The sequence below is a fragment of the Acetoanaerobium pronyense genome (assembly GCF_017874355.1).
GTDB lineage: Bacteria > Bacillota > Clostridia > Peptostreptococcales > Filifactoraceae > Acetoanaerobium > Acetoanaerobium pronyense.
In genome coordinates, this window is sequence record NZ_JAGGLI010000045.1 from 1 (window position 1) to 15,583 (window position 15,583).

The following is a 15,583-nucleotide window of genomic DNA, read 5'->3' on the forward strand; positions in this document are numbered from 1 at the left end:
TTATACCAAAACCAGATGGTTTCATGCTTTTTTATTGTCAATTATTATTGAATTTTCAAGGTTCATATATAGATTTTCATGTGCGAAGTTTTAGTTAATAATATAAATAATTCAGTTACTTTGGTAACTAAAGGAGAGAAAGATGGAAATTTCTAATTTTATTACTTTTTTAAAAATAAATGATCTTTTCAAGGATTTCTCTGAAGAAGAGCTTTTATCACATTTTAAGGTACCAAATTATAAAATATGTAAATATACAAAAGGGGAAATAGTTCATTTTGAAAGTGAAAAGTGTACATCACTTGATTTGATTCTAAGCGGAAACGTTATAGTCCAAAAAATCGATATTCATGGCAAAGTACTCACTATTACTGAATTTTCAGTTGGAGAAAACATGGGTGGAAATCTTATGTTTTCCAATTATCCCGATTTTCCAATGAGCATAATAGCAAAAACTGATTCCTTAATCCTTCATATTAATAGGAATTTAGTGCTTGATTTATGTCAGAAAAATAAAAAGTTTCTTCTTAAGTTCCTTGCCTGCAACTCAGATAAGACGGCTATACTCACTCATAAAATAAAATCTATATCCCATAAATCAATTAGAGAATCGATAATTGATTTTCTAAACTATGAGTACTATTCCCAAAATAAAAACCCAATCAGGCTTTCTCTTACTAAAAAAGAACTTGCAGAAAAAATGGGAATTTCAAGAACATCACTATCTAGAGAGCTTCAAAAAATGAAAAATGATGATTTGCTTGACTATAATAATAAATATATTAGGATAATTGATTTAAGCATATTAAAGACCTAGTGTTAATATTTAAATAAATCTTTGCAATCATAAACAAGTAGTAATTTATTGAAAATCAATTATATTTATAAACTACATACACTATATAAGGAGATAATTTATGTTTATTTTAAAATCAGTAATCTACAAGGATATTTTAGATATTGATTATCTAAAGATAGAAAAAAATAAAATAACCTCTATAACTGGAGAAAGCGGAAGCGGTAAAACTACCCTTTTAAGACTTTTAAATAAGATGATAAGTCCAGATGGAGGAAGTATTTTATTTAATGGTGAGGATATAGAAAGTATTAACTCTGTAGAGCTTAGAAGAAAGGTTGCTATGTTATCACAATCTCCAGTCATTTTTGAAGGAAATGTAAGGGACAATCTTCTTATGGGACTTAAATTCTCTGAAAAAAACCTTGCATCTGATGAAACTTTAATAGATATTCTTAAATCAATTCATTTAAAAAAGAGTTTAGACGAAAACCCTTCCAACTTTTCAGGTGGAGAAAAACAACGTCTAGCACTTGGCAGAATAATAGTGATGAATCCAGATGTTTTTTTATTAGATGAGCCTTCTTCTGCACTTGATGATGATACCGCTAAAGATGTAATATCTTCTTTGTGTAGTTATGTAAAGGCTAATAACAAAACCCTCATTATGATAAGTCACTCAAAAGCATTATCTAGGGAATTTTCAGATGAAATTGTGGAGCTGAAAAATATAAACTCTGAAAAGGATGGGAAGTAGATGAATTCTATAATAGATCTTAGTCTCCTCCAAATGGCAAGCGCCTATGTGTTTATAGGTATACTTTTGGTTTTGGTAAGAAAAAGAGGTATCTCTAGGGAAAAGGAAATCATAATAGCCTCTATAAGAATGACTCTTCAACTCATACTCACAGGCTATGTTCTTGTGTTTTTATTTGATAATGTTAATTTTATTTATACTATTTTAGTAATCATACTTATGGAAATCTTTGCAATTAAAAATATTTTCGACAGAACAAAAGAAGAAATCACCCCTTCATTAAAAAAAATAATTGCAATATCCATGATTTTTGGAACTTTATCCAGTCTTTTTTATTTTCTATTTATTGTAGTGAGGATATCTCCATGGTATGACCCTAGATATTTTATACCTATTGCTGGAATGCTTGTAGGAAACTCAATGACTGGAGTATCCCTTGGAGTAAACACACTTTTAACTAACATGAAAAATCAAAAACATCTAGTTGAAGGTGCATTGATGCTTGGAGCTACTCCAAAGTCTGCATCAAAGTCTATAGTAGATAATGCTTTTGATAGCGCAATACTTCCCACTATAAACTCTATGGTAGGTATGGGAATAGTATTTCTTCCTGGTATGATGACAGGGCAAATATTATCTGGCACCTCTCCAGTCACTGCAATCAGATACCAGATTGCAATAATGCTCGGAATATTAGGTGCTGTTTCATTAACTGTAATACTCTTTGTTAATCTTGGTTATAAGACTTTTTTTAATGAAAAAGATCAGCTGAATGAGATTTAAATCCTTATTTATTTCAAACATCAGATCAAGATATTTTTCTATTATATATAATTTAAAATATCTTGTTTGCACTAAATTTATATTTGCAATATAATGGTAAATATATTTTAAGTTTTGGAGGTATTTCATGAGAGCTGTCCCTATTGAGTTCATAAAGGAAAATTCTATACTGGGTGATACGATTTACTCTGTAGATGGAGTTTTACTTGCAAAAGAAGGCATAAAACTAACTGCTAGACTTTTAGACAAAATCAAAGAAAATCAGATTTATACACTTTATATAACTGATGAACATTCAAATTCAAACATAAATAGACTGATTCATCCTAATCTTATAAATAAAGCTATGCTAATCATAAAAGATATATTTCTAGCCGCTGGAAATAGAGATGTAAATGGAATACTTAAGTCAAAGTCCATATATGAATATATGGGAAACCTAAACGCTGTAATTGATGATATTCTCTATGAGTTAGCAGCTACTAAAGACCTTCCCCTTGAATATGTAAATATAAAAAGTGTGGAAAATTACCTTTATATGTCCTCTTTGAACTGCGGTATACTTAGCTCTCTTATTGCAATGGAGATGGATTATAACTATGAAATGACAAAAAATATCTTTCTAGCTGGAGTATTTCATGATATTGGAATGGCATTATTGCCTTCTGAGATATTTCAGAAGAAAGGCGATTTAACAGTAGACGAAAAGATGATGATAATAAATCACCCTAAGATAGGAATAGATTACCTTAAAGATAAACATTTTTTAAATGCATATATAAAGCAGGCCACTTTACAGCATCATGAAAAACTTGATGGTAGTGGATATCCCCTTAGGACTACTGGGGAAGATATAAGCATAATCTCTCAAATAGTTGGAATAGCTGATGTATATGATGCAATGACCTCAGATAGACCATATAGCAGAGCAACTACTCCAAATGAAGCAATAGAGTATCTCCTTGGAGGTTCTGGAAGATTATTTGACAGTAAGGTAGTATCCATATTTACAAAAAAAATAAACCCTTATCCACCTGGATCACTTGTAAAGTTAAATACAGGTGACATAGCCGTAGTAGATGAGGTCATCAAGGGGCTTCCTCTTAGACCAAGACTTCGCATCATAAAAGGTACAAAAGGAAATTATACCTACACTCCACTTGACCTTACAAAAGAGTATAAAACCTCTATTGATAGTCTTGTTTATCACATAGATTAATCTCAATTTAGCCTTTAAAATATTTCTATACAAAAAAGGATGTCTTCAATATAAATCTGAAGCACATCCTTTTTTAGTGGAAATCTAGTAAGTTACTATTTCTTTATAAGCAGTATGATTTTTTAATTAGAAATCTCTTATTAAATCTTAAATTTCAATACTTCTTGTTTTAAGCTTTCGGCTATATTTGATAAATCTTCACTTGCATTTGCTATCTCTGTCATAGAAGCAGTTTGCTCCTCAACTGATGCAGATGCTTCCTCAGTTCCAGCCGCATTTTCCTCAGAGATTGCAGATAGGTTTTCTATTATACCTACTATCTCCTCTTTCTTTACATTCATATCCTCGCTTGACTTATTAACTACAGATATAGATTTTCTCATTTCTTCTATCGATTCAGCTATTCCTTCAAATTTTTCTCTTGTAAAGCCAACACTTTCAGTTTGAGATTTAACACTATCTTGAACTTCAGACATTTTATCTACTGCGTTTTGAGTCTTTTCTTCAAGCTCTATTATAATTTTGCTTATTTCCTCAGTAAATCTAGTTGACTGCTCTGCAAGCTTTCTTATTTCATCTGCAACAACTGAAAAGCCCCTTCCAGCCTCTCCTGCTCTTGCAGCCTCAATAGCCGCATTAAGTGCAAGAAGATTAGTCTGGTCTGCTATGCTTTTTATCATTTCACTTGCTGTAGATATTTTTCCTGCACTTTCATTAGTGTTGATTATTACGTCTTGAATATGCTTTGATGATTCTGCATTTTTTTCGGATTTTATTACAAGCTCATTTAAAATCTCAAAGCCTTCATCCTTTAGCTTATTCACCTTTTCAGTGGATGCATTTAGGCCATTTATGCTATTTTTGTTTTCTTCTATAAGGCTTCCAAACTCTACTACTGCTGATGCCCCTCTTTCAGTATCAATAGCTTGATCTGACGCCCCTTTTGCAATTTCCTCTATTGTTCTTGCCACCTCGTCTGCTGCTATAGCCGACTGTCTACTTGTTTCATTTAGTTTTTCAGATGAATTTGCCAGAGTTTCAGAAGTATCAATCACACTTCCTATTACCACTCTTAGATTCTCTATGATAAATTGGAAGGCTTTTGACAAATCTCCAATTTCATCTTCTCTTTTCAAGAGTTTTTCTGGCATATTATCTCTCATATCAAGATTTGCTATTTTTTTAGAATATCCTATAGTTTCAAGTATAGGATTTGCTATGGATTTTCCGATAATATAGCATATTAGTATACTTATAAGGAGTATACCAATACTTATAAAAAATATATTTCTCTGTATTCTAGGGCAACTGCAACTAATACTCCGCTTATAGTTTCGTCCTCATATATAGGGACATAGTATGCAACAATTAATGCACCATTGTCATCAGGATTCACGCTTATTGTAGGGTTCATCATACTTCTTTTTCCTGTTTTGGATTCATGAAAATAATCTCTTGACGTAATATCTACAATCTGCCCTCCATCTCCATAGCTGTCGGAAAGATATAGATTTCCTTCAAGATCTGACACTCCAATCCTCAAAAATCTACCATCTCTTGCCACTTCTCTTTTTAAAATCTCCATTTTTGCATCAATATCTACTTCCATATCAAATATGCTGTCTCTTGAGGCTATTCCTTCCAAGTAGGTATAGTTTATATCGTTCCTGCTTTTTATTATCTGTGCAGCATCTACTGCACTAATTTCAAGAGATTTCTCAGCCTCCTCTTGAACCGAAGTCCTAACTGTCCTTAGGGAAATAAATCCAAAAACAAATGAAATTGCTATAATCAAAATTGAAAACGAGATTATAAGCTTGTTTTTTATACTTTTCATATTACCTCCAAATTTTATAATTTAATTTATTATATTTACATTTTAAAAAATATTTTAAGATGTATTGTATTAAAATATATCGTCAAAAAAAATGAATAGTTGATAATCATTTAGGATAATAAGATATATTTTTTTGAGGAACATCTATAGCAATAATTATCCTGCCATAAACATCTTCTTCACAGATAAGTCCAAAGCTTCGTGAATCAACAGATTTATGAAAATTGTCTCCAAGTACAAAATACATCCCATGTCCTTCTTCTACACAATCCAATGAATCTTGACAAAAAATACATTTTTTTTCAGAAGATTTTTCTGTACAATTTAAATCCTGACATCCAGGATAATTAACTACTATTTCGTCATTGTTGTAAATAAGTCCATCTTTTATATATATATTATCAGCCCCTTCATCAGTCACTTTTCCTACTACTCTTTTGCTGTAAAGCCCATAATTCTCACTTTCTTTTTGATATACTCTAAAAATTCCAACATCTCCTATATTAAGATCATCAAAGCCTAAAAATGGAGCATTTTTATAAATAATTACTGCTATGACACCACTTTTTGAAAAAGTTGGCATCATAGAACAACCAGTACAATAAATAAATCTTCCAAAGTAACCTCCAAAAATGGTCACTGTAAATGCAAATATGATTATAAAGATTTGAATTATATTGATAGTTTTATTCTTTTTATTTTCTTTTTTTAGTCTCATTATAATAATCCAAATAATACAGTTCAAAGCAAATAGACATATTTTTTCTATATTTGTAAAATGAGAGGATATTATAGTAAAAATCTGAATTAAAACAAATAATATTATCATAATAAACCATCTCCATATAGTTATAAAAATAACAAAATTGGTATTATTGGATTATTACCCCAGTATATTAATAACTATCTAAATAATAAAAAGTTGCAAGGATAAAGATGTAGGTATAAAATAAGAACATGTGTCCAACTGAAATTCTTAGGAGGAATAGATTTAAAATGACTATAGATAAGGTTTTAAAGGAAAAATATGATGAAAGCAGTATAGAAGTTCTTGAGGGTCTTGACCCTGTAAGAAAAAGACCCGGTATGTATATAGGCTCTACAGGCTCAAGGGGACTTCATCATCTTGTATATGAAATACTTGATAACGCCATAGACGAATCACTTGGCGGTTTTTGCGATACTATAAAGGTCTCTATAAACAAAGACGGCTCAGTAACTATCGAAGACAATGGAAGAGGAATACCTGTAAAAAAACATAGGACTGGAATCCCTACAGAAAGAGTTGTATTTACAGTGCTTCACGCTGGAGGAAAGTTTAACGGCTCTTCCTATAAGGTTTCTGGAGGGCTTCATGGAGTAGGTGCATCGGTTGTTAATGCGCTTTCAAAATGGCTTGAAGTAGAGATATATAGAAATGGAAAAATATATAAAGATAGATTTGAAGATGGAGGAAAACCTGTATTTCCACTTAACGAAGATGGTGAGTTAGAACCGCTTGGCGAAACTCGAAAAAAAGGAACTAAGGTTACATTTTTGCCTGATGACACTATATTTGAAACAGTAGAGTTCAAGGCAGAAACCATCAAAACAAGAATGAAAGAGACCTCTTTTTTAAATAAAGGCTTAAAGCTTATATTTAGCGATGCTAGAACAGGAGATACTGTAGAATTTCTTGAAAAAGAAGGTATAGTAGGATTTGTAAGGGATATTACTAAGGATTCTCAGCTTCTTTATGACTCTATATGCTATATAGAAGGAAAGGATAGTGATATAGAGGTAGAAGTTGCTTTTAATTTCACTACTGATTCTAGAGAAAATATACTTTCATTTTGTAACAATATAAATACAGTAGAAGGCGGTAACCATGTTACTGGATTCAAAAGTATATTTACAAGAGTTGTAAACGTGCTTGCTAAAGAGGTAGGCTATCTAAAAGGAAAGGATAAAAACTTTGATGGTTCTGAAATTAGAGAAGGGATTAATGCAATCATCCTCCTTAAACATCCAGATCCTCAATATGAAGGACAGACAAAGACAAAGCTCGGAAGCACTGATGCAAAGTCTGCTGTGGAAAATGTCCTCTCCCTTGAGCTTCAAAAGTTTTTTGAAAGAAATGTAGAGTTTTTAAAGGCAATCACTGACAATGCCATGAAACTAAGAAAAATAAGAGATGTAGAAATGAAGGCAAGGGAAAAATTCCTGTCAAAGGATGCAAAGCTAAATATTTCAACTAAGCTTGCAGCATGTCAGACAAAAGACCCTTCTAACGCTGAGCTTTTTATAGTAGAGGGAGACTCTGCAGGTGGATCTGCAAAGCAAGGTAGAGACAGAAAATTTCAGGCTATACTTCCCCTTAAAGGAAAAATCCTTAATGTGGAAAAAAGTAGTCTATCAAAAATAATTTCTAACTCAGAGGTTGCAACCCTTATAAACTCACTTGGTTGTGAAGTTTCAAGTGACTCTGATCACCTTGATATCAAAAACTTAAAATATCATAAGATTGTCATTATGACAGATGCTGACGTTGATGGCTCCCATATAAGGACCCTTCTATTAACCTTTTTCTTTAGATATGCTCCGGAGCTAATTCATGAGGGATATATCTATATTGCAATGCCTCCCCTTTATAAGGCAACTGTAAAAGGAAAATCTCATTATCTTTATACAGATAGAGATCTTGGTGAGTTTAAAACAAAGGTAAAGGGCTCAAAAATAGAGCTTCAAAGATACAAGGGACTTGGAGAGATGAATCCTGACCAGCTTTGGGACACTACACTTGACCCAAAGACCAGATATTTGAAGCAGGTTTCAATCGAGGATGCTGTAACTGCAAATGAAGTTACAAAGCTTCTTATGGGAGACCATGTACAGCCTAGAAGAACATTTATACATCAAGAAGCCCTAACAGCAAATATAGATATCTAAAGGAGAAATATATGCCTAAAGAAAGATTAATTAAAATAGATTATGAAGATGAAATGAAGCAAAGCTATATAGATTATTCAATGAGTGTAATAATAGGAAGAGCTATTCCAGATGTAAGGGATGGCTTAAAGCCTGGTCAAAGAAGGATACTCTACGCAATGAGTGAACTCAACCTTCAGCATGACAAGCAATTTAGAAAATCAGCGAGGATAGTTGGAGATGTCCTTGGTAAATTCCACCCCCATGGAGATAGTGCAGTATATGAAACTATGGTGAGAATGTCTCAGGACTTTAAGACAAATATTCCACTTGTTTTAGGACATGGAAACTTTGGCTCCATAGATGGAGACTCCGCAGCTGCTATGAGATATACAGAGGCAAAGCTTACTAAAGCCTCTCACTATATGCTAAATGATTTAGACAAAAACACTGTTGATTTTCAGGACAACTTTGATGGCTCTGTAAAAGAGCCCAAAATGCTTCCAGCACTTTTTCCAAATCTTCTAGTAAATGGTACAGAAGGAATTGCAGTTGGTATGTCAACTACAATCCCTCCCCACAATCCATCAGAGGTAATCAAGGCTATAGTTGCCTATCTAGATAATGAAGACATCGATACAAAGGGTCTTATGAAGCATATAAAAGGTCCTGATTTTCCAACAGGAGGACTTATAGTAAACAAAGATGACCTTCATGAGCTTTATGAAACAGGAAGAGGTACTTTGAGAATTCGCTCGAAGATAGATATAGAGGATGCTGGCAGCGGAAGAAAAAACGTAGTCATATCAGAGATTCCATATACCTATTCAGGAAACAAAATAGCACTTATAGATAGAATAATAGGTCTAATGAAAAAAAGAGGTCTAGATGAGGCTACAGATGTAAGAGATGAATCCTCAAGAGAAGGAACTAGAATAGTAGTAGAAGTAAAAAAGGGTGCAGATGCTGATAAAGTAATTGCAAAACTTTATAAAAAAACTCCCCTTGAAGACACCCTGTCTCCAAACTTTTTAGTTGTAGACAATAATCTTCCAAAAACCCTCTCTCTAAAGGGACTTATAACGGCATACGTTAATCATCAAAAGGAAATAAATGAAAGAAAATATAACTATCTTCTTATGAAATCAAAGGCTAAAAAAGAGGTTCTTGATGGACTAGTAAAAGCCTATGACATAATAGACCTAATAATAGAAATACTTAGAGGCTCCAAAAAAATGGAGGATGTAAAAAACTGTCTTATGGGGCAGAGCATAGAGGGCATCAACTTCAAATCTAAGAAAAGCGAGTCACTGGCAAAAAAACTGGATTTCACTGAAATGCAGACAAATGCCATACTAGATATGAAACTTCAAAAACTTATAGGCCTTGAGTTTGAAAAGATAGAAGCAGATCTTGAAAATGTAAAAAAAGACATAGCTCTTTATGAGGAGATTCTTTCGTCAGTAGAGTCTTTGAAAAAACACATTAAAGAAAATCTTCTAAAAATGGAAAAGGATTTAAAGAGAAAAAGACTTACATCAATCTCCAATGAGGAAAAAATAGAAATAGTAGAAGAAGAGATTGAAGAAGAGGTTTATGTTCTTGTAGATAAGTTTTCTTATATGAAGGTTGTAGATCAGCTTTCGATTACAAGGGCTTCAGGTGATACACTTGAAGAATATAAGTATGTAGTAAAGACTACATCCCTATCAAGACTCATACTCTTTACTGAAGATGGAAGCTTTCATCAAATTAAGATAAAGGATATTCCAAAGTCAAAACTAAGAGACAAGGGTTCTCTTATAGACAATATTATCCCTTCTTTGAATAAGGATTCTAATATATTGTTTATGACCTCATCCTTAGATATAGCTGAGTCCAAATTCTTGTTTTTGACAAAAAAAGGAAATATCAAGATTGTTGATGGACCAGAATTTGACCTAAGTAGAAGGCATACAAACGCTACTAAGCTAGAGCCTGATGATGAAATTTTGTTAATCTCTATGCTCTCAGAGCAGGATGAAGAGATAGTAATGCTATCAAGTTATATGCATCTTTTGAGATTTAGCCTAAATGATGTTGCAAACCTAAAGAGAAATGCAGTTGGAGTCACCGCTATGAAGCTAGGAAAAAACGAAACCATAATTACTTCAAAGCTTCTAAATCATCAGTTTGAGAAACTTGTCCTCAAATCTAAGGATTCAAAAATAGAAATAGAAAACAAGGAAATCCCACTTAAAAAACGAGCACAAAAAGGAATATCAATTAAGTTTGATAAGGATATTAATCTAAGATTTCTATAGTTTTTATATTACTGACATTTAGATGTTTTAAAGCCCTCGGAAAATAAAATCCGGGGGCTTTTCAAAATTTCAAAACTTTTTAGGTAATAAAAGCCTTTTTTATTAACAAAAGGTTTTTATTTTAAAACTATAAAGGATTTGGTCTGGAGTAATAATACCCCTGCACTATATCACAGCCAAGGCTTGTAAGCATTTCTACTTGCTCCTTAGTCTCCACTCCTTCAGCAACCACAGACATAGAGTATGCTCTAGCTATATTTATAATAGATTCAATCATGACTTTTGCCCTTTTGTTTCCTGTTATATTGTCAATAAAGCTTTTGTCTATTTTTAAGATATCGATAGGAATTTTTGATATATAGCTAAGAGATGAATAACCAGTCCCAAAATCATCAAGTGATACCTTAAATCCCTGCTGCCTAAGGTCATTTACTATTTTTTCTATCTGCTCGAAGCCCTGTATCATTACATTTTCTGTGATTTCAAGTTCTATCTTGTCATTTTCCACATTATTGAGTTTGCACTGATCCATTAAAAAGTTTTTAAAATCCTTATAAATTATATGGACAGGAGAAATATTAATAGAGACTGTAATATCCCCTCCATATTTTATTTTTATCCTTTTAAAATCCTGAAGCACCCTCTTAACAATCATCTCGCTAAAGGGTATCGTGAGCTTTGAGTTTTCTATTATTGGTATAAACACATTTGGCCCTATCATCCCCAGTTTTTTGGAGTCCCATCTTGCAAGGGCCTCAAGACCACATACTTTACCAGTTTTAATATTTATCTTTTCCTGATAATATACAATAAATTCCTCTTCAACTATCCCTATCTCTATTTCTTTTTTTATATTTTCCTTTTCCGAAAGATCCTCCAGAAATACATTTTCATAGGAAACCAAAGTATCTATAAGGTTTTTTCTTCCATATTCCATTGCTATTAGTGCTTTTCTATAGAGCTGGTCAAAGGATTCTCCATCATTTGGATAAAGAGAGGATGAAAGATATGTCTGCATGCTGTACTCTGTCTCTATATAAGGATTGTTTTCAAGTAAATGATTTTTTAATTTTTTTATATTGTCGTTGAAGTATTCCTTATCTAGTATTTCTGTAAAAACTACAAATTCTTTGGCTCCGCTTCGTCCTATAATGCTATATGGCTTGAAATACTTAACAAGGCCATCTGCTATGCTTTTTAAAAATGAGTCTCCAGCCTCTTCGCCAAGTATAGAATTGATAGTCTTTAAATCTCCAATATTTATAAGGTAAAAGGCTCCTTTTGGCGTTTTTGAGCTTATCTTTTTATTTATTATAAAGCTAAGAGCATTTTTATTTGATATTCTAGTCACTTGGTCTTTATAGGCAAGGTCAAAAATAATTTTATTGTTTTCTTTTATTTCTTCATTTTGTATCTGTAGCTCAAGCTTAGTCTGATTGAGTAATGAGACTTTTCTATTGAGGCTTTCTATAAGCTTTATAAGGTAAGATTTGATACCGTTTACACTAAGGATTATAGATAAGGCTAAAAATACATACCCTACTCCATACCTAAGCCAGTAAAAAGAGCTTGTAGCCATTATTTGAGTATTTTCACTGTGGACTCCTTGATATTTGAAATACCCTGATACAAATATCAATATAATCGTATAAAATATGAGTAATCTGCTATTTTTATTTTCCAAAAAAAGAGTTCCCATAAGAGTAGATACTACAAAAATACTGATACTTAAATTATTGAGCCCTTTGAGGTAAATAGCTAAGGTGCTGCATGTAATAAGAAATATAAGCGTATATATTATGTTTGCTTTTATAGGTACTTTTTTCCGTAGATAAAAGGATAAAAATAATCCAATTGCCAAAATAATATATATATAGGACAAATCGTTAAAAGACCTTTGAATATAATATTCATAGGAAAAGAAGGTTACAGATGCAATCATACCTAAAAAAAGTAATCTGTAGTACACAGGCTCAAGGTAGGCTAAAATTTTATGATAATAAAGGTCTTCTGTCATATATTCCTCCGTAGTATTCTTTCCCAGTTACCCTAATAAGACTTAAAAAGTCTTATTTTCCCCTAGTTCTATATAACTCTTCATCTGGCTTTCAGGAACCATTCCTCCGCCAGTTGCCCATGCAATATGAGTAGAATTTTTCATTTTTTCTTCTAAATTATTCTTTCTGATGTATTCTTTTCCAGCTTCTGTATTATAAAGGCTAAACATACCTGGAATACCTGCAAGAGCAGAAGGTTCTAGATAAATCTCCTCTTTTTTTGCAAGCAAGTTAAGAAGCATATATAACTTATCGTCCTTTACAGTATATACCCCGCTCAATAAATTTTCCATAACTTTTCCTACAAAGCCTGAAGGTCTTCCCACTGCAAGGCCATCAGCATCTGTAATATTATCAATTCCAAAATCAAAAACTGAAACCTTATCATGCATTTTAGTCATCATTCCAAGGAGCATACACGGCGAATGAGTAGGTTCTGCAAAAAATAAGTGAACATTTTCCCTATATATCATTTTCAGTCCGTATGCAACGCCCCCTGGCCCACCACCTACTCCGCACGGAAGATATACAAAAAGCGGGTGTTCCTCATCAACTGTGATATTCATGCCTTCCAGTTGTTCTTTCAGCCTCTCTGCTGCTACGCTATATCCTGTAAAGAGGTCTATAGAATTTTCATCATCAATAAAATACATATTTGGTTCGTTTTGAGCCTGCTTTCTTCCTTCTTCTACAGCCTTGCTATAATCCGAATCATATTCTATTACATTAACTCCTTTTTCCCTTAAAAGCTCTTTTTTCCACTCTTTGGCATCGGCAGACATATGCACATATACTTTAAAGCCAAGTTTAGCACTTATTATTCCAATGCTTAGTCCAAGATTTCCAGTAGATCCTACTGCTATGGAATATTTTTTAAAGAGATTTTTGAACTCATCGCTATCGATTTTGCTATAGTCATCATTCCCACTTAAAAGGCCTTGTCCTATTGCTATTTCCTCGGCATGCTTTAGCACCTCATAGATTCCGCCCCTTGCTTTAATGGACCCTGAGATTGGAAGATAATTATCACATTTTAATAAAAGTCTTCCATTTATATCTTGAAGCTGTGATTTAAAATTTGAAATGTCTTTTAATGGGGATTCTATTATCCCATTATTTTCCCTAGCTTCTGGAAATACCTTTGCTATATATGGAGCAAATCTCTTTAACCTCTCCTTAGCATCCTCAATATCTTCCTTTTTTATTGCCCAAGTTATATCCGTTTTTTTGAAATCTGCTATTTCTGAGTTTATCCAAAACACCTCATTGGTATCTATTATATCCTTTATCATAGGTAGCTCATCTATCCATTTTTCCATAGTTTTTCCTGCTATATTTTTATCCATTATCATTCACCTCATAATAATCAAAATATATAATCATATGCAATTTCTTTAATTAATCTATTCTCTAAAATAATATAAAATCCTCTATACATAAAAAAAGAAATGGCATATGCCATTTCCAGTATTATTTAGATTTTTTCAAGCATTAATTTTTCAAGCTCAAGAGGCTCTATGTATTTTCCATTTTTATAGGCTCTCATATTTCCACCTGATATCTCATCTATAAGGGCTATATGCTTGTCTTCTCCAACTCTTCCAAATTCAAACTTTATGTCATAAAGCTCCAAATCTTTCTTTTTCATTTCTGACTTTACTATCTCTCCAATTTTTCTGGTAAGATTTACAAGCTCTTTGTATTCTTCTTTAGTCATTATGCCAAGCATCTCAAGACCATCTTCAGTAATTGGGGGGTCGTTTCTTTCGTCATCCTTTAGAGTCACCTCAACAAAGCCCTCTAAATCCGCTCCTTCATCACAGTACTTTCCGTATCTTTTGAAAAAACTTCCAACTGCCTTGTATCTTAAAATTACCTCAAGTCCTTTTCCAAATACCTCTGCTGGTTTTACAGTCATAGCTGCATTTTCAACATCAGCCTCTACAAAATGAGTAGGTATTCCCTCTTCATTAATCCTTTTGAAAAATAATTCTGTAAGTCTAAGACCTGCTTTCCCAGCTCCTTCTATAGAAAGTCCCACTGTATTTGCTCCAGGATCAAATACCCCATCTGTTCCTGTAACATCATCCTTGAACTTTAAAAGATAATTACCATCTTCTTTAGAATAGACATCCTTAGTTTTTCCCGTGTAGATAAGCTTCATATTTACACACTCCTTTTCAAAAGATTTTCTTCATAAAATAATTATAGCATTCCAAGAAAAAATATTGAACTATTTTTAAATTAAAATATTAAAAATATGATTCAATGCGAATTATATATATTTATATCTCTTTAATGTTCGTTTTGTTTGTTCTGCAACAAAATTTCTTTATTGGTTTACTTCTATTGTTTCTCTTAGCTTTTTTTCAAACTCTTCATCTTCTTTTTTTCCTCTTTTAGGGATTTTAGCGGAGTGCTTTTTGTGCTTTCTTCTCATTTCTTGGCCTACATGCCTCTTCATAAGAAGTTCTTCAATATTTCTCTCCGTATACTCCCAGCCGTTATGATGAAGTGCGTAAGCTTTTTTACCAAGTGCCATAGCTGCTACTCCATAATCTTGAGTAATTACTATATCACCTGCCTTTGTAAGATTGATTAGTGCAAGGTCAGCCACATCTCTTCCCTGATCTACTGTTATTATCTCTGGATAATCATCCTTTATTTCATGGAAAATATTTTTAATCATAATGACCTTTATTTTATATTCCTTTGCAACTTTTATTATAATATCCTTAACAGGACATCCATCTGCATCCACAAGTATTCTCATCAGCTACTCCCTATCTTCAGTTTTTTGTCTTATATTATTGCCATGCTATATTGTATAATCGAGTAGGAGGTAGATAATTATTTTATCTACCGACCTCTCACACCACCGTACGTACCGTTCGGTATACGGCGGTTCATTAGAATCTAATGTA

General features: G+C 32.6%; 13 protein-coding genes. 6 read left to right on the forward strand and 7 right to left on the reverse strand.

Annotated elements, in window-relative coordinates:
* Nucleotides 1-142: 142 nt before the first annotated feature.
* The 4 genes from J2Z35_RS13515 to J2Z35_RS13530 all read left to right on the forward strand — a co-directional run bounded on the left by J2Z35_RS13515 (nucleotide 143) and on the right by J2Z35_RS13530 (nucleotide 3,555).
* Nucleotides 143-817: a Crp/Fnr family transcriptional regulator gene (locus J2Z35_RS13515; protein ID WP_209661929.1), complete on the forward strand. Its 675-nt coding sequence runs from the start codon at nucleotides 143-145 to the stop codon at nucleotides 815-817.
* A 100-nt stretch (nucleotides 818-917) separates the two neighbouring features.
* Entirely contained in the window at nucleotides 918-1,553 is a 636-nt protein-coding gene (locus J2Z35_RS13520; protein ID WP_209661930.1) for an ABC transporter ATP-binding protein, read from the forward strand.
* Complete coding sequence (locus tag J2Z35_RS13525) at nucleotides 1,554-2,336, forward strand: ABC transporter permease (protein WP_209661931.1); 783 nt, start codon at nucleotides 1,554-1,556, stop codon at nucleotides 2,334-2,336.
* A 127-nt stretch (nucleotides 2,337-2,463) separates the two neighbouring features.
* Nucleotides 2,464-3,555 carry an HD-GYP domain-containing protein gene (locus J2Z35_RS13530; RefSeq protein ID WP_209661932.1) on the forward strand — a complete coding sequence of 364 codons (1,092 nt, stop codon included), beginning with the start codon at nucleotides 2,464-2,466 and terminating at the stop codon, nucleotides 3,553-3,555.
* A 140-nt stretch (nucleotides 3,556-3,695) separates the two neighbouring features.
* Here J2Z35_RS13530 and J2Z35_RS13535 read toward each other — a convergent pair whose 3' ends face one another.
* The 3 genes from J2Z35_RS13535 to lepB all read right to left on the reverse strand — a co-directional run bounded on the left by J2Z35_RS13535 (nucleotide 3,696) and on the right by lepB (nucleotide 6,221).
* The gene (locus tag J2Z35_RS13535; protein WP_209661933.1) at nucleotides 3,696-4,718 is read right to left on the reverse strand and encodes a methyl-accepting chemotaxis protein; all 1,023 of its coding nucleotides are present in this window, start codon (nucleotides 4,716-4,718) and stop codon (nucleotides 3,696-3,698) included.
* Between the two features lie 110 nt (nucleotides 4,719-4,828).
* Nucleotides 4,829-5,392, reverse strand: coding sequence for a cache domain-containing protein (locus J2Z35_RS13540; protein ID WP_209661934.1), 564 nt, complete (start codon nucleotides 5,390-5,392; stop codon nucleotides 4,829-4,831).
* A 106-nt stretch (nucleotides 5,393-5,498) separates the two neighbouring features.
* Entirely contained in the window at nucleotides 5,499-6,221 is a 723-nt protein-coding gene (gene lepB / locus J2Z35_RS13545) for a signal peptidase I (RefSeq protein WP_209661935.1), read from the reverse strand.
* Nucleotides 6,222-6,388: 167 nt separating this feature from the next.
* Between lepB and J2Z35_RS13550 the strand changes: the two genes are divergently transcribed.
* Nucleotides 6,389-8,320, forward strand: coding sequence for a DNA gyrase/topoisomerase IV subunit B (locus J2Z35_RS13550; protein ID WP_209661936.1), 1,932 nt, complete (start codon nucleotides 6,389-6,391; stop codon nucleotides 8,318-8,320).
* A gap of 11 nt (nucleotides 8,321-8,331) precedes the next feature.
* A complete protein-coding gene (locus tag J2Z35_RS13555) occupies nucleotides 8,332-10,602 on the forward strand; it encodes a DNA gyrase/topoisomerase IV subunit A (protein ID WP_209661937.1) in 2,271 nt (756 codons plus the stop codon).
* 127 nt (nucleotides 10,603-10,729) lie between these two features.
* Here the strand turns inward: J2Z35_RS13555 and J2Z35_RS13560 are convergent, their stop codons facing one another.
* The 4 genes from J2Z35_RS13560 to J2Z35_RS13575 all read right to left on the reverse strand — a co-directional run bounded on the left by J2Z35_RS13560 (nucleotide 10,730) and on the right by J2Z35_RS13575 (nucleotide 15,432).
* A complete protein-coding gene (locus J2Z35_RS13560; protein WP_209661938.1) occupies nucleotides 10,730-12,619 on the reverse strand; it encodes a putative bifunctional diguanylate cyclase/phosphodiesterase in 1,890 nt (629 codons plus the stop codon).
* Between the two features lie 42 nt (nucleotides 12,620-12,661).
* On the reverse strand, nucleotides 12,662-14,005 hold the full coding sequence (locus tag J2Z35_RS13565) for a D-serine ammonia-lyase (RefSeq protein ID WP_209661939.1): 1,344 nt from the start codon (nucleotides 14,003-14,005) through the stop codon (nucleotides 12,662-12,664).
* Nucleotides 14,006-14,133: 128 nt separating this feature from the next.
* A complete protein-coding gene (locus tag J2Z35_RS13570; RefSeq protein WP_209661940.1) occupies nucleotides 14,134-14,823 on the reverse strand; it encodes a phosphoribosylaminoimidazolesuccinocarboxamide synthase in 690 nt (229 codons plus the stop codon).
* Between the two features lie 168 nt (nucleotides 14,824-14,991).
* Entirely contained in the window at nucleotides 14,992-15,432 is a 441-nt protein-coding gene (locus J2Z35_RS13575) for a YaiI/YqxD family protein (RefSeq protein WP_209661941.1), read from the reverse strand.
* Nucleotides 15,433-15,583 lie beyond the last annotated feature (151 nt).